The sequence below is a fragment of the Escherichia whittamii genome (assembly GCF_014836715.1).
In the GTDB taxonomy this organism is placed as follows: Bacteria; Pseudomonadota; Gammaproteobacteria; order Enterobacterales; family Enterobacteriaceae; genus Escherichia; species Escherichia whittamii.
In genome coordinates, this window is sequence record NZ_JACSQI010000006.1 from 162,515 (window position 1) to 184,821 (window position 22,307).

General features: G+C 51.4%; 21 protein-coding genes and 1 pseudogene. 6 read left to right on the forward strand and 16 right to left on the reverse strand.

Going from position 1 to position 22,307, the window contains the following annotated elements:
- Nucleotides 1-176: 176 nt before the first annotated feature.
- A pseudogene (locus tag H9644_RS11720) lies at nt 177-1,101 on the forward strand (carboxylate/amino acid/amine transporter).
- A 3-nt stretch (nt 1,102-1,104) separates the two neighbouring features.
- On the opposite strand, the gene nlpA reads toward H9644_RS11720, so the two are convergent.
- Nucleotides 1,105-1,923 carry a lipoprotein NlpA gene (gene nlpA / locus H9644_RS11725; protein ID WP_191774669.1) on the reverse strand — a complete coding sequence of 273 codons (819 nt, stop codon included), beginning with the start codon at nt 1,921-1,923 and terminating at the stop codon, nt 1,105-1,107.
- 221 nt (nt 1,924-2,144) lie between these two features.
- Here nlpA and yicS point away from each other — a divergent pair, with 221 nt between their 5' ends.
- The gene (gene yicS, locus H9644_RS11730; RefSeq protein ID WP_064526021.1) at nt 2,145-2,438 is read left to right on the forward strand and encodes a protein YicS; all 294 of its coding nucleotides are present in this window, start codon (nt 2,145-2,147) and stop codon (nt 2,436-2,438) included.
- Nucleotides 2,439-2,478: 40 nt separating this feature from the next.
- Here the strand turns inward: yicS and nepI are convergent, their stop codons facing one another.
- The 3 genes from nepI to adeQ all read right to left on the reverse strand — a co-directional run bounded on the left by nepI (nt 2,479) and on the right by adeQ (nt 5,731).
- Nucleotides 2,479-3,669, reverse strand: coding sequence for a purine ribonucleoside efflux pump NepI (gene nepI / locus H9644_RS11735; RefSeq protein ID WP_064526108.1), 1,191 nt, complete (start codon nt 3,667-3,669; stop codon nt 2,479-2,481).
- A 222-nt stretch (nt 3,670-3,891) separates the two neighbouring features.
- Entirely contained in the window at nt 3,892-4,344 is a 453-nt protein-coding gene (locus H9644_RS11740) for a DUF1198 domain-containing protein (RefSeq protein ID WP_064526019.1), read from the reverse strand.
- 52 nt (nt 4,345-4,396) lie between these two features.
- Complete coding sequence (adeQ, locus tag H9644_RS11745) at nt 4,397-5,731, reverse strand: adenine permease AdeQ (RefSeq protein ID WP_191774670.1); 1,335 nt, start codon at nt 5,729-5,731, stop codon at nt 4,397-4,399.
- A 175-nt stretch (nt 5,732-5,906) separates the two neighbouring features.
- Here adeQ and adeD point away from each other — a divergent pair, with 175 nt between their 5' ends.
- Entirely contained in the window at nt 5,907-7,673 is a 1,767-nt protein-coding gene (gene adeD, locus H9644_RS11750) for an adenine deaminase (protein WP_191774672.1), read from the forward strand.
- Nucleotides 7,674-7,719: 46 nt separating this feature from the next.
- On the opposite strand, the gene uhpT is transcribed toward adeD, so the two are convergent.
- From uhpT to ivbL, 7 genes are all read right to left on the reverse strand, one after another.
- Nucleotides 7,720-9,111, reverse strand: a complete 1,392-nt coding sequence (gene uhpT / locus H9644_RS11755; protein WP_064526015.1) for a hexose-6-phosphate:phosphate antiporter — start codon at nt 9,109-9,111, stop codon at nt 7,720-7,722.
- A 202-nt stretch (nt 9,112-9,313) separates the two neighbouring features.
- Entirely contained in the window at nt 9,314-10,633 is a 1,320-nt protein-coding gene (gene uhpC / locus H9644_RS11760; RefSeq protein WP_191774704.1) for an MFS transporter family glucose-6-phosphate receptor UhpC, read from the reverse strand.
- 9 nt (nt 10,634-10,642) lie between these two features.
- A complete protein-coding gene (uhpB, locus tag H9644_RS11765) occupies nt 10,643-12,151 on the reverse strand; it encodes a signal transduction histidine-protein kinase/phosphatase UhpB (protein WP_064526011.1) in 1,509 nt (502 codons plus the stop codon).
- A complete protein-coding gene (gene uhpA, locus H9644_RS11770) occupies nt 12,151-12,741 on the reverse strand; it encodes a transcriptional regulator UhpA (RefSeq protein WP_064526009.1) in 591 nt (196 codons plus the stop codon). The genes uhpB and uhpA overlap by 1 nt, the downstream gene beginning before the upstream one ends.
- Before the next feature lie 73 nt (nt 12,742-12,814).
- On the reverse strand, nt 12,815-13,105 hold the full coding sequence (ilvN, locus tag H9644_RS11775; protein ID WP_001181706.1) for an acetolactate synthase small subunit: 291 nt from the start codon (nt 13,103-13,105) through the stop codon (nt 12,815-12,817).
- A gap of 3 nt (nt 13,106-13,108) precedes the next feature.
- Nucleotides 13,109-14,797 (reverse strand): acetolactate synthase large subunit, encoded by a 1,689-nt coding sequence (gene ilvB / locus H9644_RS11780; RefSeq protein WP_191774674.1) that lies wholly within the window; start codon nt 14,795-14,797, stop codon nt 13,109-13,111.
- A 105-nt stretch (nt 14,798-14,902) separates the two neighbouring features.
- Complete coding sequence (ivbL, locus tag H9644_RS11785) at nt 14,903-15,001, reverse strand: ilvB operon leader peptide IvbL (protein ID WP_016159932.1); 99 nt, start codon at nt 14,999-15,001, stop codon at nt 14,903-14,905.
- 563 nt (nt 15,002-15,564) lie between these two features.
- Here ivbL and tisB point away from each other — a divergent pair.
- Together tisB and emrD are read left to right on the forward strand one after the other, a co-directional pair.
- On the forward strand, nt 15,565-15,654 hold the full coding sequence (tisB, locus tag H9644_RS11790) for a type I toxin-antitoxin system toxin TisB (RefSeq protein WP_000060506.1): 90 nt from the start codon (nt 15,565-15,567) through the stop codon (nt 15,652-15,654).
- Nucleotides 15,655-15,951: 297 nt separating this feature from the next.
- Nucleotides 15,952-17,136 carry a multidrug efflux MFS transporter EmrD gene (gene emrD / locus H9644_RS11795; RefSeq protein WP_105289497.1) on the forward strand — a complete coding sequence of 395 codons (1,185 nt, stop codon included), beginning with the start codon at nt 15,952-15,954 and terminating at the stop codon, nt 17,134-17,136.
- Nucleotides 17,137-17,143: 7 nt separating this feature from the next.
- On the opposite strand, the gene H9644_RS11800 is transcribed toward emrD, so the two are convergent.
- The 3 genes from H9644_RS11800 to H9644_RS11810 are packed head-to-tail and all read right to left on the reverse strand — an operon-like array spanning nt 17,144 to nt 18,337.
- Nucleotides 17,144-17,641, reverse strand: coding sequence for a radical SAM protein (locus H9644_RS11800; protein ID WP_105289498.1), 498 nt, complete (start codon nt 17,639-17,641; stop codon nt 17,144-17,146).
- Nucleotides 17,638-18,000, reverse strand: coding sequence for a DUF202 domain-containing protein (locus tag H9644_RS11805; RefSeq protein ID WP_064525999.1), 363 nt, complete (start codon nt 17,998-18,000; stop codon nt 17,638-17,640). The genes H9644_RS11800 and H9644_RS11805 overlap by 4 nt, the downstream gene beginning before the upstream one ends.
- Nucleotides 17,990-18,337, reverse strand: a complete 348-nt coding sequence (locus H9644_RS11810) for a YidH family protein (protein ID WP_000703955.1) — start codon at nt 18,335-18,337, stop codon at nt 17,990-17,992. Before H9644_RS11810 ends, H9644_RS11805 begins: the two co-directional genes overlap by 11 nt.
- Before the next feature lie 105 nt (nt 18,338-18,442).
- Here H9644_RS11810 and yidI point away from each other — a divergent pair, with 105 nt between their 5' ends.
- Nucleotides 18,443-18,892 carry a protein YidI gene (yidI, locus tag H9644_RS11815; RefSeq protein WP_064525997.1) on the forward strand — a complete coding sequence of 150 codons (450 nt, stop codon included), beginning with the start codon at nt 18,443-18,445 and terminating at the stop codon, nt 18,890-18,892.
- A gap of 46 nt (nt 18,893-18,938) precedes the next feature.
- Here the strand turns inward: yidI and H9644_RS11820 are convergent, their stop codons facing one another.
- Together H9644_RS11820 and H9644_RS11825 are read right to left on the reverse strand one after the other, a co-directional pair.
- Nucleotides 18,939-20,432: a sulfatase-like hydrolase/transferase gene (locus tag H9644_RS11820; protein ID WP_191774676.1), complete on the reverse strand. Its 1,494-nt coding sequence runs from the start codon at nt 20,430-20,432 to the stop codon at nt 18,939-18,941.
- Nucleotides 20,429-22,144, reverse strand: a complete 1,716-nt coding sequence (locus tag H9644_RS11825) for a solute:sodium symporter family transporter (RefSeq protein WP_191774678.1) — start codon at nt 22,142-22,144, stop codon at nt 20,429-20,431. The genes H9644_RS11820 and H9644_RS11825 overlap by 4 nt, the downstream gene beginning before the upstream one ends.
- Nucleotides 22,145-22,307: the final 163 nt, after the last annotated feature.

Below are 22,307 nucleotides of genomic sequence, written 5' to 3' on the forward strand. Positions count from 1 at the left end.
GTAGCACGCTGTCAGAACAAAATGATAACGTCATAACCTGACGATTTAACAAGTATTTCACTCGTTTCATAAATGCTCGCCCCATCAAATGACTGGTTAACCGGAAGGGGTCATTCTCACCATTTTTGCTATCATGCCTGCATACATAAACGACAAAACAGTATGCAGAGGGAAAAATGGGTTCCACCAGAAAGGGGATGATGAACGTTCTGATTGCCGCTGTATTATGGGGAAGTTCAGGCGTTTGCGCGCAATACATCATGGAACAAAGTCAGATGTCATCGCAGTTTCTGACTATGACGCGACTGATATTTGCCGGATTTATTCTGCTGACGCTCTCTTTTGTCCATGGCGATAAAGTCTTCTCGATCATTAAGAATCATAAAGATGCCATCGGCCTGCTTATTTTTTCCATTGTCGGCGCTCTGACCGTCCAGCTGACTTTCTTACTGACGATTGAAAAATCTAATGCAGCTACAGCAACGGTGCTGCAATTTTTATCTCCAACGATTATCGTGGCCTGGTTCTCACTGGTACGAAAATCGCGCCCCGGTATTCTGGTATTTACCGCGATTTTGACCTCCCTTATAGGCACCTTTTTGCTGGTCACCCACGGTAATCCAACATCGTTGTCGATCTCTCCTGCTGCGCTGTTCTGGGGAGTTGCTTCAGCCTTTGCTGCCGCATTCTATACGACATACCCGTCAACGCTCATTGCCCGTTACGGCACGCTGCCAGTCGTCGGCTGGAGTATGCTCATTGGTGGGCTAGTTCTGCTGCCCTTTTATGCCGGGCAAGGAACAAATTTCGTGGTTAATGGCAGCCTGATTCTGGCGTTTTTCTATCTGGTGGTAATTGGAACTTCGCTAACCTTTAGTCTGTATCTGAAAGGTGCACAGTTAATTGGCGGGCCGAAAGCCAGTATTTTGAGCTGTGCAGAACCATTAAGTAGCGCGCTGCTCTCTTTGCTGCTGCTGGGGATCACCTTCACATTACCTGACTGGCTGGGAACGCTGCTGATTCTGTCATCGGTGATTTTGATTTCAATGGATTCACGCCGCCGCGCCAGAAAAATGTAATCGTCCGGCGCGGCACGGTTGATCATTACCAGCCCGGCACCGCGCCACCGTTAAAGAGGGTTTCTGCCGCTTTAGCAACTTCTGGTGACTGATAAGATTGCAGAAACTCCTTCACGTTTTCTGCATCCTTATTATCTTCCCGCGCCACCAGAATGTTCACATACGGTGAATTTTTATCTTCAATAAATACGCTATCGTGCACCGGAGAAAGTCCTGTTTGCTGGATGTAAGTGGTGCTGATAATCGCTACATCCACTTTCGGGTCGTCCAGTACACGTGGCAACTGAGCCCCTTCCAGCTCCATTATCTGCAAATGGCGTGGATTCTCAGTAATATCCAACGCCGTTGGCAGTAAACCTTTCCCCTCTTTTAAGGTAATAAGTTTCTCTTTTTGTAGCAGTAACAGCGCACGACCCAGATTGGTCGGATCATTCGGAATCGCGACTGTCGCTCCTTCTTTTAGCTGATCGACTGTTTTAATTTTTTTCGAATAGCCAGCCATGGGAAAGACAAAGGTATTTCCCACTGCCACCAGTTTGTAACCGTGCGCCTGATTATCCTGTTCAAGGAAAGGACGATGCTGGAAGACATTGGCATCCAGTTCACCCTGATTGGTTGCATCGTTCGGCAACAACGAACCACTAAATCCAACCAATTCAACTTCAAGGCCATACTTCTCTTTGGCCACTTTTTTAGCGACTTCTGCCACATCCTGTTCGGCACCGTTAATGACGCCAACTTTAATGTGTTTTGCATCACTGTTTCGCTGGTCGCAGCCTGCCAGCAGGATCCCTGCCAGAAATAATGCGGCCCCTGTCCGTAGATGATGTGTTGTCAGTTTCATTTTTTTATCCTTTTATTAATGATTACCTGAATATAGCGGTAAGGTCGCTGCGGTATAAAAAACGAAACGCTATCGATAAGAATAAAAAGGAATAAAAGTGGAATATAAGGTCTGGCACTTCTTACTGACCGCGCAAGCGCGTTTCGTACAGCATGATGAGAGCGATGAAAGCAAACTACACTTATGCTTCATTCGATACACATTTGTAAAAGGTTGAATCCATGAAACCAACGACACTACTGCTTATTTTCACTTTTTTCGCTATGCCTGGCATCGTATACGCCGAGTCGCCTTTTAGCTCACTGCAGTCCGCAAAAGAGAAAAATACGGTATTAGAGGATTTGCGAAAGATTTGTACCCCGAAGGCATCGTTGTCAGATGAAGCGTGGGAAAAACTAATGTTGTCGGATGAAAACAATAAACAACACATACGCGAAGCCATCGTGGCGATGGAGCGTAATAATCAGAGCAATTATTGGGAAGCGTTGGGTAAGGTAGAATGCCCGGATATGTAAGAGCGGCAACGACCACTGACCAACGCTTCTTTGCCTGATATCAGGATTTCTTCATTTTCACCTTTGCAGTAACCAACAATGCAGTCAGCAACATCAATGTGCCGGACAATATCAGCGGCGAAGTCAGGCCAATGTTATCCAATGCATAACCGCCGATTGCCGCGCCGCAAGTATTGGCAAGCTGAATAACGGCCACCTGAATAGACCCAGCCTTTTCTGCCTGATCAGCTAATGAGCGAGTGATCCACGTTGACCAGCCAACGGGAATTAAAGCAAAGGTCAGCCCCCAGATAATCGCCACACCGGTAGCAACAATTTTATCGCTTCCCCACAGCGTCAGTACCAGCGCGCTCAGGGCGAGCACAAACGGTGCGCCCGCTAAGGCCAGTTTCACCGAACGTTTGAGAATGAACGACGAAAGCGACGTACCGACAAAGCTGGCGATACCAAAACTCAACAGCACCAGCGTTAAGCCATCAACGCCGAATCCCGCCAGATTCATATACACCGGGCGAATATAAGTGAAAAAAGCAAACTGCCCGGCGAAGGACATAAAGATGGCGATCATCCCGGCTATCACCCCCGGACGCTGCAACAAGCGAAAGGTATTTTGTTTCTGATGTGACGGTTCGCCAGGCAGCGAAGGCAATGATTTGATAATCCAGATAATACACAGTACGCCCATCACCGCCGCCGCATTAAAGACATTGCGCCAACCGATAAGCTCGCCTAAAAAACTGCCCAGTGGTGCGGCAATTACCAGCGCAATGGACACCGCGCCGAAGATCACCGACAGCGCCTTCGGCACCGTACGAGGCGGCACCAGGCGCATGGTGAGCGATGCCGACATCGCCCAGAACCCGCCCAGCGCCAGCCCCAGACAGGCGCGACCAATTAACAACAGACTGAATGAGTTGGCAAAGGAAACCAGCAAGCAGGAGAGCGTCAGCAAAACGGCGAACAGAATGACAACGTAGCGACGGTCGGTGGCCTGAATGGTCTGGGTAATAAACAAACTGGCAAACATCGCCACAAAAGCGGTAACGGTCACCGATTGCCCGGCAACTCCTTCCGAAATGCCTAAATCCTGCGCCATCGGCGTCAACAAACTGACGGGCAAAAATTCAACGATAATCAGGCAGGCGACGCAAAACGCCACCGAGAAAACGGCTGACCAGTTCGGTCGGGTAATGGCGTCCGCGCCGCGGTTTTCTTCGATATATTCACTCATGGTGTTACCCGTGGCATGTTTCAGGGGAAAAGCCGACCAGTTTAACATTGAAATGTGTGATGCATTTAACGTTTTTGCAACTTTTACGATGTTGCATGGCATGGGGGTAAGATCGAAGCAAAGATTGCCGGATATGGCGTGAACGCCTTATTTGCCCTACAGGTTAGACGTGGGTATGTAGGCATGATAAGACGCGCCAGCGTTGTATCAAGCAAAGCGGTTTTAATGCAACCAGTAAACGCCCTCAGCAGGCTGAAAGAACGCGTTGTAGCGCATCTGGAATGCATTAATCTCCTGCATTTCAGGCTCTATTTCTCGCAGAAAACCCAGCGCCAGCCTGACCTGTGCGTCAGTAATGGGGGCGGCGAGGCGGGCTTTTTGCAAGATCCGATGCCACTGTTGCAGGTTCTGTTCGCTGCCATCGACAATGACAACCTGCCAGATAAGCAACACCTGCGCGGCGTTTTGCAGGTGCGACTCATCAGGGCGATGCAGGTAACGTAAAAATTCGTCACCGGCTGACTTTCCCATTTGATCGACCATCGACTCAACGGGTACAACATCAATATTCAGCCGATCGCTGAGGCGGCGAATCGCTTTTCTGGCCCCGGATGTCAGCACCCGAAAACCAATAACAAATACCACCGCCAGCGTAGCGAGCATTATCCAGATCATGAGTTCTCCTGCGTAACCGGCACTCATGATATCTGGAAACGCTTATCAGATACTAATCCACCAGGATGATTTTCAGCGCAAACAATGCCGCTACAACCACCACGCACAGATTCAGATCGCGCCAGCGACCAGTACACACTTTCATGATGCAGTACGACATAAAGCCGAGTGCAATCCCTTCGGTGATCGAGAAAGTAAAGGGCATCATCACCGTAGTGATAAATGCGGGTACCGATTCGGTAAAATCATCCCAGTTAACGCGCGCCAGGCTTGATGTCATCAATACACCAACGAAGATTAAGGCCCCGGCGGTAGCGTAAGGCGGAACCATCGCCACCAGCGGTGAGAAGAACATAACCAGCAGGAACATAACGCCAACAACAACCGCAGTCAGCCCCGTGCGACCACCGACCGCCACGCCAGAAGTACTTTCAATATAGGCGGTAACAGAGGAAGTTCCGATAAACGCGCCAGCTACCGAACTCACGCTATCAACATATAGCGCCTTATTCATGTTAGGGAATTTACCGTTACTATCTATTAAGCCAGCTTTATCAGTTACACCAATTAATGTCCCTGATGAATCAAATAGGTTGATCAGCATAAAGGAGAAAATGATACCGGCAAGATCAAGCGATAACGCCCCGCTCAAATCAACTTCGCCAATAACACCGCTAATATCAGGTGGAATAGAATAGATTCCGCTGAAATGAACATCTCCGAAAAATAATCCACAGCAGGAAGTGACGATGATGGAAACCAATACCGCCGCATGAAAATTACGTGATGACAACACGGTTATAATAAAAAAGCCCAAAATACCTAACAACACGCCGTGAGAACTTAAATCACCAATCATCACCAGCGTGTCTTTATTGGCGACAATAACACCGGTATTTTTTAATCCCATTAAGGCAATAAATAGCCCGATACCACTGGTGATACCAATACGTAAACTTAGCGGAATGTTGGAGATCATCCAGTAACGGATACGAAAAAGAGTCAGCAAAAATAGCCCAATTGCGCCCCAGAAAATAGCGCCCATTCCCGTCTGCCAGGTGATACCCATCGCCCCTACCACCACGAAGGCGAAAAACGCATTAAGCCCCATCGCAGGCGCCAGCGCGACGGGAAGATTAGCAAAAACGCCCATCGCTATACTGCCAATGCCCGCAATCAAACAGGTAGTAACAAACACCACCTTCGGGTCCATTTGCGCTGCACCAAGAATTTGTGGGTTAACAAAAACGATGTACACCATGGTTAAAAAAGTGGTCATCCCCGCAATCAATTCTGTGCGAACGGTTGTCCCGTGTTGCGGTAGTTTAAATAATCGCGAAAGCGTCCCTGATTCATTACTCACGTAATCGGTATTGTCATTATTCATTTTTTTGTCCATTGGAGGAGATTTAATCCCTTGCTTTTGTAAAACAAATGACAACAACGGTTCAGTGATAATTATCACATTTCAATTGCACATTAATGGATATTCTTTAATAATCTCGCGACGTTTCTTTATGATAAATAATAATCAAATTGATAAAATCAAAATGAGAAAGAATATGAACGATTCTATTAGCCATAAATTTCATCACATTAGTCGGGTAGAATACCAGGAATTGTTAGCCGTTTCCCGTGGCGAAGCCACGGCCGATTATATTATTGATAATGTCTCTATTCTGGATCTGATCAATGGCGGAGAAATTCCCGGCCCAATCGTGATTAAAGGACGTTACATTGCTGGTGTCGGCGCAGAATACGCCGACGCTCCGGCTTCGCACCGAATTGATGCCCACGGTGCAACAGCAGTACCGGGATTTATTGATGCACACCTGCATATTGAATCCAGCATGATGACCCCAGTCACCTTTGAAACCGCCACCCTGCCGCGCGGCCTGACGACTGTTATTTGCGACCCTCATGAAATCGTCAACGTGATGGGCGAAGCCGGGTTGGCCTGGTTTGCCCGCTGTGCCGAACAGGCAAGGCAAAACCAATATTTGCAGGTCAGCTCTTGCGTACCCGCCCTGGAAGGCTGCGATGTTAACGGTGCCAGTTTTACCCTCGAACAGATGCTCGCCTGGCGCGACCATCCGCAGGTTACCGGCCTTGCCGAAATGATGGACTACCCTGGCGTAATTAGCGGACAAAATGCGCTACTCGATAAACTGGACGCCTTTCGCCATCTGACACTGGATGGTCACTGCCCCGGTTTGGGCGGTAAAGAACTTAACGCCTATATTGCCGCGGGCATTGAAAACTGCCACGAAAGTTATCAGCTGGAAGAAGGACGCCGGAAATTACAACTCGGCATGTCGTTGATGATCCGCGAAGGGTCCGCTGCCCGCAATCTCAACGCGCTGGCACCGTTGATAACCGAATTTAACAGCCCGCAATGCATGCTTTGTACTGATGACCGTAATCCGTGGGAAATCGCTCACGAAGGGCATATCGACGCCTTAATCCGCCGCCTGATTGAACAACATCATGTGCCGCTACATGTGGCATATCGCGTAGCCAGCTGGTCGACGGCGCGCCATTTTGGTCTGAATCATCTCGGTTTACTGGCTCCTGGCAAGCAGGCCGACATTGTTCTGTTAAGTGACGCGCGTAAGGTCACGGTGCAACAGGTACTGGTGAAAGGCGAACCGATTGACGCACAAACCTTGCAAGCAGAAGAGTCGGCGAGACTGGCGCAATCCGCCCCGCCATATGGCAATACCATTGATCGCCAGCCAGTTTCCGCCAGCGACTTTGCCCTGCAACTTACCCCCGGCAAACGCTATCGCGTCATTGACGTCATCCATAACGAATTGATTACGCACTCCCGCTCCAGCGTCTACAGCGAAAACGGTTTTGATCGCGATGATGTGTGTTTTATTGCCGTACTTGAGCGTTACGGACAACGACTGGCTCCGGCCTGTGGTTTGCTCGGCGGCTTTGGCCTGAATGAAAGCGCGCTGGCGGCGACAGTCAGCCATGACAGCCATAATATTGTGGTGATCGGTCGTAGCGCAGAAGAGATGGCACTGGCGGTGAATCAGGTGATTCAGGACGGTGGTGGACTGTGCGTGGTTCGTAATGGTCAAGTTCAAAGTCATCTGCCGTTGCCCATTGCCGGGTTAATGAGCACCGACACGGCGCAGTCGCTGGCAGAGCAAATTGACGCGTTGAAAGTCGCCGCCCGTGAATGTGGTCCGTTACCGGATGAACCATTTATTCAGATGGCATTTCTTTCCCTGCCGGTGATCCCCGCGTTGAAACTGACCAGTCAGGGGCTGTTTGATGGCGATAAGTTTGCCTTCACCACGCTGGAACTTGCTGAATAATAAAAAAAAGCCCGGCGTCATGCCGGGCAAAAGTCACCAGTTACGTTTATGCCACTGTCAACTGCTGAATTTTTTTCTCACGGCGGATTTTTCGTTCTTCCATCACCGCGACTATCGCCATCAGGCAGATACAGCCAATAGCGGCAATATCCAGCGCGGCGAAGGTTCCAGCCCAGCCGGTGAGGCCGAACACTGGCGTACCATCGGCAATCATCCCCAGACCTAATTTGGCAAAGCTGTCACCAATCAGGTAGGCGAAAGTGCCTTTAATCCCATCGGCAGCGCCGATCGCTTTTTTCGGTACGAAGCCAACAGCCGCCACGCCAATCAACAGTTGCGGACCAAATACCAGGAAACCTAATGCAAAGAGAGAAGCCAAATAGATATATTGGTTGCTGGCGTGTTGATACACACCAAGCGTGGCGATAATCAGCGCCAGTGCAATACACGCCACCAGGCCACGGCGCCCATTCGCCAGGTCAGAGAGCCAGCCCCACAGCAGGGTACCGACCAGAGCACCTGCTTCAAACAGCGTAAAGCCCTGAATCGCCACCGCTTTAGAGAGTTTCAACTCCTGAAAAGCGTACACGGTTGACCACTGGTCGATACCAATGCGCACCACGTACAGGAAGATGTTGGCGAAGCACAGCAGCCAGATCACTTTGTTTTTCAAAACATATTCGACAAAGATCTGCCACTTGCTCATATCGGTGGATTCCGTCTCTTTGTCCTCTTCGCTGATCTCTTCGCCGAACAGTTCTTCAGCTTTGCCAAGACCATACGCTTCAGGGGAGTCGCTGCCGTAACGCAGACCGATAAAACCGACAATCAGCGCGATAATCGACGGGAAGATAAACATGCCGATCACGTGACCGTCGAACAGGTAATTTGCGCCGAACAGTGCCACACCCGCCGCACCCGCGCCGCCGAGGTTGTGGGAAATGTTCCAGAAACCGAGGAACGTCCCGCGCTTACGACGCGGCGTCCATTTGGTAATAGTGGAGTAACTGCATGAACCGCCAGTGCTCTGGAAAAAGCCGCTTAAGGCGTAAAAAGCAATCATCAGGAACAGGCTAACCGATCCGCTACCCATACTGGCGCTGAAGCCCAGCATACAAATGGCGGAGAGGATCAGCATGAACGGCAGGAACTGTTTGGTGTTTTTGCCGTCGGCGTAGTAGGAAACCAGCGTTTTACCCACGCCGTAAGTAATGGAGAAGCCCAGGCCAATCATCCCCAGCTGCGTCATGCTCAACCCGTAGGTGGAGATCATGTCGTTCTGCGCAATATTAAAGTTCTTGCGAATCAGGTACATCGTCAGGTAGCCAATAAAGACCACCAGGTACGATTGCATGAACGGTTTGAACCACATTTTGCGCCGCACTTCGAGCGGAAGGTCCAGGGTCGGCTTGCGAACCTGGTTTAAGAAAGCCAGCATGGGTTACTCCTGATTTCCCTTCATACTTCAGGCCGCAGGTGCCTTAACTGCACGCATTCCTGCAACTTGAGTTATTTTGGGAAAGAATTAACGAATGATGGCATTGTAAAAACCAGCAGCAAATCAGGCTTGAGATAGCGTCCAGGCAAAACCAGGAAAATTTCTTAGTTTTGCCGGATATGAGGTAGAAAAGTGAGATGCATCACGCTTCGCGCGGTGCCTGGGCGTTCAAAAAGGGCAGTAACAACAGTGCCGAAACCCCGGCAGCAATGGCGATAACCACGAAAAAACCACTCCAGTGCCAGGTATCCAGCACTTTCGCCAGCGGCCAACCGGCAAGCGACGCTCCCAGATAAGCAAACAAGCCGACAAACCCCGTCGCCGCACCTGCCGCTTCTTTGTGAGAACACTCTGCTGCTGCCATACCAATTAACATCTGCGGACCAAAAACAAAAAAACCAATAGTGAAAAAGCAGGTCGCCTGCATTACGTAGCTGGCAAATGGCATCAACCACAGCGAACCGACGGAAAGCAAAATCCCCGCAGCAAAAATCAAATTCATCGGCCCACGGTTGCCGTTAAACAGTTTGTCCGAGCCCCAACCTGCAACCAGCGCGCCGATAAATCCGCCCAGTTCAAACATCGTCACCGCCGTATTCGCCGTGACCAGATCGACGCCCAGCGTCTCGGACATATACAGGTTGCCCCAGTCATTAATCGCCGCGCGAACCACATAGACCAGCACATAACAAAACGAAAGCAGCCAGATATACGGATTCAACAACACATATTTGGTGAGGATCTCTTTACGCGTCAGCCCTGCCCCTTCCTGTTGCTGGGCGATTTCCAGCGCATCGTGCCGCCATTCTCCGACCGCCGGTAAACCTAACGCCTGTGGGCGATCGCGCAGCCGCCAGCAGAGAAAACCCCCCGCCATAATGGCTAAACTCCCGGCAATCATCATCCCGATACGCCAGCTGTAATGCAGCGCGACTGCCGCCATCACAATGGGAATCAACGCGCCACCAACGTTGTGCGCCGTGTTCCATAGCGCCCACCAACCGCCGCGCTCGGTACGTGAATACCAGGCGGTTAACAGCCGCGCACAAACTGGCGACCCCCAGCCCTGGAAAAAGGCGTTCAGCACCCACAGCACGGCAAACGCCCATAGCGACGTCGAGAAACCAAACAGAATGTTGATAATGCCCGTGGCGATAAGCCCAATCCCCATAAAATAACGGGCATTCGAGCGGTCACTGACAATGCCGGAGACAAATTTCGATACGCCGTAGGTAATGTAAAACAGCGTTGCTAACAGGCCGATATCGCTACGGCTGAGTACGCCGTTGGCGAGGATTTCCGGCACGGCGGCATTAAAACTTTTACGGGTGAAGTAAAACAGCGCATAGCCCAGCCAGATGGTCAGCAAAATATGCCGACGCCAGTAGCGGTAGCGGGCATCAATTTCACTTTTATCGCTGATCAGCGGTGCGTCGGCAGGCGCTTTCAGAAAAGGCAACATCATCAAGCCTTAGACATAACGTTGAGGTAGAGAGACACTGACACGCGTACCGTGCAGGCAGGAGATGGTCAAGGTGCCGCCCAGCGCGGTTACGCGTTCGCGCATTCCGGTGAGGCCAAAACCTTGCTGCCCGGAACCTGGCGGCAGACCGCTACCATCGTCTTCAATCACTAGCATTAAACGCTCATCCTGCTGCCAGCCTTGCAGCGTGACCGCACTAGCATCGGCATGTTTCACAATGTTGTTCAGCCCCTCCTGACAGATACGAAACAGGGTTACGCGCTGGTTTTCACTTAATGCTGATTCATCGATCCGCCATTCGAGATGACTGACAATTCCGCGCCCTTCCAGCTCCATTTCCCGCATCAATGAACGGATGGCCTGCTCCAGGGTCAGATCATCCAACTGGCGTGGACGTAACCGCCCTAACAAGCGGCGCACCGCGTCGTAAACGCCAAGCGACAGTTGTTCGATTAGCTGTCCGCTCTGTTTCACACTGGCGTTATCCGCCGCCAGCCGCTGGACAATACCTGCCTGAGTACGAATGGCGGTGATGGTCTGGCCGATATCGTCGTGCAGTTCACGCGCTACGTCGCGACGCACACTCTCTTCGGTTTCAAGCAACCGCTCGGCAAGATGTTGATTACGCGCCAGTTCCTTCTGCAGCGACTGGTTAAGCTCACGCAACCGCTGGATGCCCGCGCCCAGTAACAGGCCTGTGAGGCTTTGCACCAGCAGCGAAAGCAATAAATCGACCGGATGATCGCGCCAGGTCTGACTGGCGATCAGCGCGATGGCGTTCATCAGCGTCGCAATCAGCGCCCCTTGCCAGCCATAGTGCCAGGCCAGGGCGATAATCGGCAGCGCCAGGCAAAACGGAGTAAAGCGCGAGAGTTCGTTCGGCAGCCCCAGTTGCAACCACAGGCTGATAACAAACAACAGCAAATACCAGACCAGATGCCGCCCACGCCAGTTGATCGGCTGGGAAACCAGCGATGGCCCCAGCGGCAGCCAGGTGTTATTCGCCAGATAGTGCCAGAACACCAGGCAAATGGGGGCCAGCGTCAGACCGCCGGTTAAGGTCATCAGCAGGGCGTTCCAGGGCTCGTTTCCGTACCCATGCCAAAGCCAGGGTGACGACTGTAATAATGCCGCCGCCGTCAATGCCGCCCCCTGTAACAGCAACGTACGCCAGTCGCGCTGGTGGCGATAACGGGAAATCAACGCCACAGGCAGTAACGTCAGTAAACTACCGATCATCAATAACGGATAATGCGTTAACCCAACCGCCTGCGTCAGCCAGTAAATCAGCAGCCATTCTGCGCCCATCAGCACCAGCCAGTATCTGCGCGGGCATTGCAACATCAGCCCCAGTCGCAGACCAAACGGAAACAGCAATACCGCCAGATCCGGTCGTTCAACCAGGTGCAGGCTGATACTCCACAGGCAAAACCATGCGGCAGAGAAAATAAAAAAGCAGGAAATTACAGTATTTAAGCGGGAGAACAATCTCTTCATCACCAGCCATCAAACATGCAGCGCGCCAGTTCAACGTCGTTGCTGACGCCCAGTTTTTCCATCAGATTGGCACGATGTACATGCACCGTTTTCGGCGACAAACCCAGTTCGGCGGCAATCTCTTTCACCGCCATCCCTTGCGCCAGTTTTTCCGCCACCTGGCGTTCGCGTTTGGTTAGCGGGTCCTGACGACCCGATGCCAGTTTAATAGCGATATCCGGTGTCAGATAACAGCCGCCAGTTGCAACCGTATGCACGGCCGCGATCAGCTCGTCCGGACTACAGCGTTTAGAGAGAAAACCGCGCGCCCCCGCGTTAAGCGCCTGTTCAACCAGCGCCGGACTGTCGTGAACGGAGAGCATAATTGTCGCCATACCTTTCGGTAGCTGGCTTAACAGCTCCAGCCCAGAAATATCCGGCATTGAGATATCGCAAATACACACCTGCACACCACGCCCAGGCAAGCCAGTCAGCGCCTCACGCCCGGAACCAAACTCGGCAACTACCTGCAAATCAGGTTCCAGCCCCAGCAGCTGTGCAAAGCCGGAGCGGACGATAAGGTGATCGTCTATAAGGGCAACGGTTATCATGGTCTTGTCCTGGCGGGTAAAAAAAACGCGCTTACCTTAACGATAAGCGCGCCGCTGTTCAAGCCTTGAGCGGTTACTGAAAGAACACAGCAATCTTGTTAAACATGGTCGGGTCGGACTGGTTACGCTGCACTTTCACCACATCCTCCAGTTTGTCTATCTGGCTTATCATTTGTTCCAGTCGCTGATCGTCATTGACCAGTAGCCAGATGTGGCTTTTATCACTGTCCTGAATCGGTAGACAAAGAATGCCTTCGACGTTAAAAGCACGGCGGGCAAAAAGCCCACAAACGTGGGTCATTACACCGGGATGGTTGCGAACGGTGAGTTCCAGAATCACGTTGTCATGAGTTGTGTTTTGCATGGCTTATTCCCCCACCATCTCAGTATTTGCCGCGCCTGGCGGCACCATAGGGTACACTTTTTCTTCGGCATCAATGCGTACATGGATCAGCGCCGGACCAGGGCGGTTGATAATTTCCTGTAATGCCGCCTGCGGATCGGTTTCATTATTCAAATCACAGGTTTCGAGGCCGAATCCGGCAGCAATTTGCATAAAGTTGATTTTTCCCGGATAGGTGGCGGCAAAAACGCCCTGCTTGTAGAACAGGCTCTGTTGCTGATGCACCAGTCCCAGTGCTTCGTTATTCATCAGAATGATTTTGACATCCAGCTGGTTTTCGCTGGCGGTGGCCATCTCCTGAATATTCATCATCAGACTGCCGTCACCGGAAAAACACAACACTTTGCGATCGGGGTTCGCCAGCGCCGCGCCAATCGCCGCAGGCAGGCCGAAGCCCATCGTACCCAGCCCACCAGAAGTCAGCCACTGGCGTGGGCGATTGAGCGGATAGGCTTGCGCCGTCCACATCTGGTGCTGACCCACGTCGGTAGTGATAATCGCGTTGTCATCGACACAGGCGGCAACGGCGTTAATCAGCCCGTAATGTGTTAATGGATCGCACGCTTTCGGAATAGGACACGGGAATTCACGTTGTAAATCAGCCACCTGTTGGTGCCACTCTGTACGCGGATGGACTTCCACCCGCGGGATCAGTTGCGCCAGCACGTCATCGACATCCGCCTGAATCGCCACGTGCGGTTGCTTAACTTTGCCCAGCTCCGCGCGGTCGATATCCACATGGATGATTTTGGCGTTCGGGCAGAACTCCTCTGTTTTGCCAATCGCCCGATCATCAAAACGTGCACCGAGCACAATCAACAGGTCCGCCTCCTGCAAGATAAAGTTGGTGCTGCGCACGCCGTGCATCCCCAGCATACCCAGCGACAGCGGATGTGCTTTTGGCAACATGCCCAGCGCCATTAAGGTCATGGTGGTGGGCAGCTGCGCTTTCTCAGCCAGTTCACGCACCCGCGCGGGCGCGTTAATGACGCCGCCGCCCAGATAAAGCACCGGGCGTTTGGCGGCGTTAATCATTGCCGCAGCGTTACGAATGCTTTCTTCGCTAAAGGCAGGCGTTGCGGCTTTTTCTGCCATCACGGGCTGTTCTTCAATCTCAAAAACCGCCGTTTGCACATCCTTAGGAATGTCTATCCACACCGGGCCAGGGCGGCCTGATTGCGCAATGCGGAAGGCATCGCTCATGACCTGCGGGAGTTCTTCGATATGTCTGACCAGATAGTTGTGTTTAGTGATGGGGATAGAAATGCCGTAGGTGTCCACTTCCTGGAAGGCATCTGTGCCAATCATCGAGGCGGGAACCTGACCGGTGATGCAAATCAGCGGAATGGAGTCCAGCCGCGCATCGGCAATGGCGGTCACCAGGTTGGTCGCGCCAGGCCCGCTACAGGCCATGCAAACCGCTGGTTTGCCGTCGGTACGCGCCATCCCCTGGGCGATAAATCCCGCGCCCTGTTCATGACGGGCCAGAATATGGCGGATTTGCGTGCTTTGGCTTAAGGCGTCATAGACAGGGAGAATCGAGCCACCAGGTATCCCCGTCACAATCTTAATGCCCTGCTGTTCCAGGAAATGAACGATAAATTCTGCGCCAGTAAAACGCTTACGTGTCGATGTTGTGCCCGAACTTGCCATGCTCCAGTCCTTTTCTTCTGGGCCGACTTTCCGGGAGGTGCTTAAACGAAAAACCCCGCCCGGTTTGCGCCGGCGGGGTTTTGGAATCGTGTGTTGTTCCAGTCCCTACGGCGCATTGCCGACGACCACCACCACACGCACGACGACCACTGCGGCGGATGGCGCAGTTGGTAGTAGTTTTGCGTTGAGCATGGAAATAGTCATTGGGGACCTTGTTGGTTTTGTGTTTAACAATATTTATACAAGCACAGCTTTACAGGGGAGACAATGGAAAATTTTTCATCAAGGAATAATTGGGGGGTTGATCACGTTTTGTACTGAAACGCAGGTAACAAAAAACCCCGCCGGAGCGAGGTTTCTTCAGCCGCCCACGGCTGGTAACCGCAAAGCACACTGTATTATGTCAACATAGAAAGTATACGTGTTCCGCGCAGAACGCGCAATTTCGGCACGAATTTTGACTTATTTACTGCATAGTTGAGTATCGGTCACAGTTTGCGTTTTGTCCAAAAATCACTGTTTATTTATACAGCAAACTTCTATAATATCACTGTACGCAATGTGTTATGCGGGGCCGCATCGTTACCCGGCGCACTAAGTCCTGGCTGAAACGGGTGGTGCCGTCAGCGCCTTAACCCCGCGTGAGCACACTGTGTTATGTCAACAAGCACAACGTTTCTTCTGAAGAAGCTGCGTGCGCAACAGCTGGCAACAGGCAGCGGAAAGGTACGTCAGCTGGCAGTGCTCCTGAACCACAGGAGACGCGTATGAGCCTGGTGGATATTGCCATTCTTATCCTCAAACTCATTGTTGCTGCACTGCAACTGCTTGATGCTGTTCTGAAATATCTTAAGTAATTCAGATTCAAGCCGCACTTAAGGGGAGTGGGAAACCGCTCCCCTTTCATATTCTGCTGGCTGACTCGTGTCGGATGCGTTGCTGATGCATCTTATCCGACCCACAGAATTTATTTAATCTAAAGTCCCTTCCGGCAACATTTATTGCCGCTGTTGTTTATATATTCTGCCGCTTCGTTATTCATCATTCCGTATATATATCTGGCTAACATTTATCAATGTGATAGATTCCTCTCCCGCATTTATTGAAATGCGTAGCAACTTATTCTAAATATTTTTTTAAAAGCGTCTGTGATAATGAAAAGGCATAGAAACGTCAATTTGTTATTGATGTTGGTATTACTCGTGGCCGTCGGTCAGATGGCACAAACTATTTATATTCCTGCTATTGCCGATATGGCGCGCGATCTCAACGTCCGTGAAGGGGCGGTGCAGAGCGTAATGGGCGCTTATCTGCTGACCTACGGTGTCTCACAACTATTTTATGGCCCAATTTCCGACAGGGTAGGTCGTCGCCCGGTGATCCTCGTCGGAATGTCCATTTTTATGTTAGCGACGCTGGTTGCGGTCACCACCTCCAGCCTGACGGTATTGATTGCTGCCAGCGCGATGCAGGGGATGGGAACCGGTGTCGGCGGCGTCATGGCGCGTACATTGCCGCGTGATTTGTATGAACGGACACAGCTACGTCACGCTAATAGCATGTTAAATATGGGTATTCTCGTCAGCCCTTTGCTCGCACCACTCATTGGCGGCCTGCTGGATACCATGTGGAACTGGCGAGCTTGTTATCTGTTTTTACTGGTGCTTTGTGCTGGTGTGACGTTCAGCATGGCGCGCTGGATGCCAGAAACACGCCCTGCCGATGCGCCGCGTACGCGCCTGCTCACCAGCTATAAAACACTCTTTGGCAATGGCGGCTTTAACTGCTATTTGCTGATGTTAATTGGCGGTCTGGCAGGGATTGCCGCTTTCGAAGCCTGTTCCGGTGTGTTGATGGGGGCTGTGTTAGGGTTAAGCAGCATGACAGTCAGTATTTTGTTTATTCTGCCAATTCCAGCGGCATTCTTCGGCGCATGGTTTGCTGGTCGACCGAATAAACGCTTCTCTACGTTAATGTGGCAGTCGGTTATCTGCTGCCTGTTGGCAGGACTGATGATGTGGATCCCCGGCTGGTTTAGCGTGATGAATGTCTGGACGCTGCTCGTTCCCGCCGCGCTGTTCTTTTTCGGTGCCGGGATGCTGTTTCCGCTGGCAACCAGCGGCGCAATGGAGCCGTTCCCCTTCCTGGCTGGCACGGCTGGCGCGCTGGTCGGCGGCCTGCAAAACATTGGTTCCGGCGTGCTGGCGTCGCTCTCCGCGATGTTGCCGCAAACCGGTCAGGGCAGCCTGGGGTTGTTGATGACCTTAATGGGATTATTGATCGTGCTGTGCTGGCTACCGCTGGCGACGCGGATGTCGCATCAGGGGCAGCCCGTTTAAGCTCACGTCACCGCAGCATCGTCATTAACTCCATGGGAGAACGATGCTGCTTTATCAAGTCACGCATCACCCGCATGTGCGGCGCAGAGTGGGAATAAAAAGCTTGATAGCCAACACAAAGTACGTTGTCAGGACAATCCGCCTGGGAATGTAGGCACAAGCGATGCCAGCCGCACACCTGACACTCCCGCCGAAGTTGTACGTTTTCGCTCCTGCACCATTTTTGCAGCGTGGCGTCAAAAAGTTCGACAGATATACGACCAATATCTGCACGCACCCAACGCTCGAACAGAGCGATTAAAAATTGCCCCCACAGTTCAGCTGTCACCGAAGAAGCGGTCAGCTCGCCCCGGTCATCAAATTCTATATGGGGAATAAGTTGCACGGAGCGAAGACCCTGCTGTTTGAAATTTTGATAAAAATCGGCAGGTTGTAGCGCATCTTTATACTCTACAACCAGTTTATGTCTGTCCTCTTCAGCATTTACAACCTGACTTCCTGTCATACAACTCTCTCAATCAATACGATTAGTTGATGTATATGCGTTACAGCAAACAGTATTGCAAGAGATAACACCGCGAGAGAGATCATAAATTTGTCACGGATTACGTTAAATTGAGAAAAATCACTATTAGTCACATCCATTAAATTACGATTACGGGTATAGCGCCAAAGTATTAGCGCCACAATGGCGAGGATGCCAATAGAAATCCAGAACAACGCGCCGGCCTGATGCCAGTTGTGTTTAATTGCCAGCGCCATCAGCGCGCCATAGCCCAGCATGGTGCGAAACCACGCCAGCGATGTACGTTCTGGCTGAAGCCCGGGATCAGCAATGCGTCTGGCTTTGCGACTATCCGGCATACAGCACCAGCCCCATGACGATTACCGCCACGATCATCAATATTAAGCTGATGATTAATAAGCTGTTGGTATAGGGTAAGTCTTCTTTCAGACGCATCGCTTTTTCATTGCGTAACCAGCGCAGGTAGCCATACATCGCTAACCCGCCGGAAAACAGGCATAACAATAACGCCAGCAGTTCACGAATGACGGGCGTGGCGAAGTCTGGCGCAAGTTGATCCAGCCCGACGCCCGCTGCCAGAAATCCCAACGCGGTACGGATCCAGGCCAAAAAAGTACGCTCATTAGCCAGCGAGAAGCGGTAATCCGGCGCTTCTCCGAGGCGGGAAATTTTCATTGTTGCTCCTTTGCACTTCCACTAACGCTTTGCCTTAGCGGTTTTTTAAGAATTTCGTCCGTCCATTTCCTGATATGCTTTTGCCATCCGCTACAAGGAGGTCTGATGGGTATCATAGCGCAAAATAAAAGCAGTTCACTGGGCATGCTGTTCGGCGCCATCGCTTTATTGATGGGTATTATCCACTTTTCATTCGGCCCTTTTGCCGCGCCGCCACCAACGCTGGAAAGCATCGTGGCTGACAAAACGGCGGAAATTAAAAGAGGTCTTCTCGCCGGAATTAAAGGTGAAAAAATCACTACGGTGGAAAAAAAAGAGACGGTTGATGTCGATAAAATCCTCGATAAAGGCGGTATCGCACTGGCCATTGCCGCGCTACTCTGCGCGTTTGTTGGCGGTATGCGTAAGGAAAATCGCTGGGGCATTCGCGGCGCACTGGTATTTGGCGGCGGGACGCTGGCTTTCCATACCTTGCTTTTTGGTATCGGCATCGTGTGCAGCATTTTGCTGATATTCCTTATCTTTTCCTTTCTGACCGGCGGTTCACTGGTTTAAGCGGCCTGAATATTGCCCGCCAGGTTTCCGCCAGCGGGCATCATCGTCAGAACTTCTGTTTTTTATCCTCGACTTTCACCCCTTGCGTCGGTAAACCGGTGTCATAGTCGCGTACCACCGGAGAATAACCATCCTGTGGGCGTGGACGGAACGCCCCCATCCAGCGCGGTTGCGCATCTTTGCGCCACGGACGCAGGCTCCATTGATAACTGCGGAACGGATCGCGAATTTTGTCCATATAATCCAGTAAGGCGTCATGCAACTTGCTGCGAACGTCGGCAAAATGGATATCATCAATCACGTTTTGCAATTCATTTGGGTCGTTACGGCGATCGTAAAGTTCATCACTGGTGAAGAGGTTGAGCACCAGTTTATAGTCATCTGTCACCCAACAACGGACCGGGATAAAGCCGCCAAAGCTGTCATGCTCAATCTCATAACGGTTAAATTCCACCATTACGCCACGTGGTTCTTTCGCTGCGAGGATATTTTCCCCTGGCAAAATGTCAGGTTTTTCAATATCCGCCAGCGCCATCATTGTCGGTAGTAAATCAATATGGCTGACTGGCGTATCAACCTGTCGCGACTCCCCTTGCGGCGAACGGATGATCAGCGGAATACGAGTAATGTCGTCATACATCGCCGCTCCTTTGCTGATGAGCTTATGCGCGCCCATCATTTCACCGTGATCGGAAGTATAAATGACCCACGTATTTTCACGTTGCTCCGGCGTTAACGCATTGATAACCCGTCCGATCTGGTCATCAACAAAGTCGTTGCAGGCAAAATAGAGCGGATGGTGATAAAGCCCATCATCACCGACTGGCGATGGCATTGCCTGTGACCATAAACGGTGATGTTCCGGTTTGTTCACCAGATCATCCTGCGCTTTCTCGCCCAGTTCGTAGTAAAAGTCTTCATATCTCTCTAAATACTCCACCGGACAGGTGAACGGGTGATGCGGCTCGTCATACGAAACCACCATCAGAAAAGGTTCCTCGGCGCGCGCGGGCTGTTGCAGAAAATCCACTGCCCGGTTGCTGATGCGATGCGCCCAGGTAAAGGTTTCGTCGATATGGTTCGCCTTTAAATCCTCAACGCTATTTAAGCCATTGCGCCACAGGCTGATCTCTCTTTCAGTCAGTTCGCTAAGGTAGTTCGCCCCGTCATACCAGTAATCGGCGTCCCACTCCGGCGGACATTCGCCAGTGCCAAAATAATCATGGCCGTCGAGATGCCATTTGCCGATGTAACAGGTGTGATAGCCCGCATCCTTAAAGTAGCGCCCCATGGTGGAGATGTTTTTGCCCGGCGCGATGTTGTTGGTCCACGGCCCGGACTGGTTAGCGTAGATACCAGTAAACAGTCCGGCGCGTGCTGGCGTACAGACCGGTGAACAGGTGTAGGCGGAATTAAAGCGAATACCTTCCGCCGCCAGACTATCAATATTTTGTGTATTCAGCGGCTTACCGCTATAGCAACCGACCATATTGGTGGCCTGTGTGTCGGTCATAATGAACAGAAAATTGGGGCGTTTCATAGACTATCCTTAGCGTCGGAAGTGAACGTTGCGGCTGGATCATGGCGATGACGCCAGCTATCAAAAATCAGGTAGACAATGACCACGGCGGCAATGAAATAACTGACTATCGCTAACCAGCGCGTACCATAGCCACCGAATTCCGCCAACCCTGCATAGACGCCAATCATCGCGAACAGGATGCCAACTGACGCGATCTTGACGTTTTTCCACGGCTTCATGTCCACTGCGAATGCATCTTTGAAAGTAAATGGCGTAGCGCGAGGTTTAATGAAACCAATCACCAACATCACCACCACGTTGATACAGAACGTACAGGCCAGCACATAGAGGAAATGGAAATCGAACTTCACCAGATAGTTGATGGTGATGTAGCTGATAATGCCAATCCCCATCGCCACTTTTGCCGCCAGTGCCGGAATACGTGGGAAGAAAAAGCCCATAATGATGATGGTGACCAACGGCACGTTGTAGATGCCGTTGAGTTGCTTCATCCAGCTATATAGCCCTTGCGGCGCATTGGCGATCCACGGCGCGACCAGCACCGAAACGATGGCAATAAAAAAGCCAAATTTACGCCCGACAGTGACCAGTTGTTGTGGCTCGGCATTTTGGTTAATGATGCGCCGGTAAATGCCCATACTAAATAATGTACTGGCGCTATTCAGAAAACCGTTGAAGGTACTGATCACCGCACCAAACAATACTGCACCGAAGAAACCCACCAACGGTACCGGCAGAACGTTATTTACCAGCGTTGGATAAGCCATATCAGCTTTCGGTAAATCCTGATACAGGTGAAACGCAATCAGCCCAGGCAGCACCAACACCAGCGGGTCGAGCATTTTCAGTACCGCCGTTAACAGCGCCCCTTTCTGCCCTTCCGCCAGACTTTTTGACGCCAACGTGCGTTGCACGATGCCCTGATTAGTACACCAGTAAAAGGTATTTACCAGAATCAAACCGGTAAATGCGGCACCTATCGGCAAGGGATCGGTCGGGCCGCCTACTGAGTTTAGTTTCTCGGCATGGACAGTCGTGAGTTGTTCAATACCTTGCAAAAAGCTACCTTTACCCATCGCGATCAGGCCGAATACTGGAACCATCAATCCACCGATAACCAGCCCAATACCGTTGATGGAGTCCGCCACCGCCATTGCGCGCAGCCCGCCAATCACCGCATACAGAATCCCCGCCAGACCGAGCAAAATCACCAACAACCAGATAGCCGCGCCATCGGAAAGTTGTAGCGATTCACCCACGTGAAACAAGCTGTTGAGCGCCAACGCGCCGGAGTAGAGAACAATCGGCAGAAAGCAGACACCGGTGGCAATGAGGAAGCAGAAGTCGATGATAATACGCGTAGTTTTATCATAACGTTCCTCAAGGAAATCGGGGATGGTGGCAATTCCGCGCTTCAGGTAGCGCGGCAAAAAGATTAGCGCAAGGAAGATCAGCGTCACCGCAGAAGTGACTTCCCAGCCCATTACCGACATGCCGCTTTTGTAGGCCTGCCCGGAAAGGCCGACCAGTTGTTCCGTGGAAAGGTTGGTTAACATTAACGAAGCGGCGATGACCGGCGCTTTTAGTGAACGTCCGGCAAGAAAATAGCCTTGTTGCGATCCAGTATCTGTATTGCGGACCTTCCACCAGGTGATGACCGCCACCAGCAGCGTAAAACCGACAAAACTCAAGATTTGTAACGAATTCATCTCATAGCCCTTATTTATGTTTATGTCCCGGACGCATGAATATAGGGAGAGGTAAAATGCGTCGGGTCAGGCAGTCAGATTCTTAAAATACAAACGTCATATCCCTGAACGGATTGTTTTCTGTTAAGTTCAGGTTGTGAGCATAATTCGCCGGAGGGATATT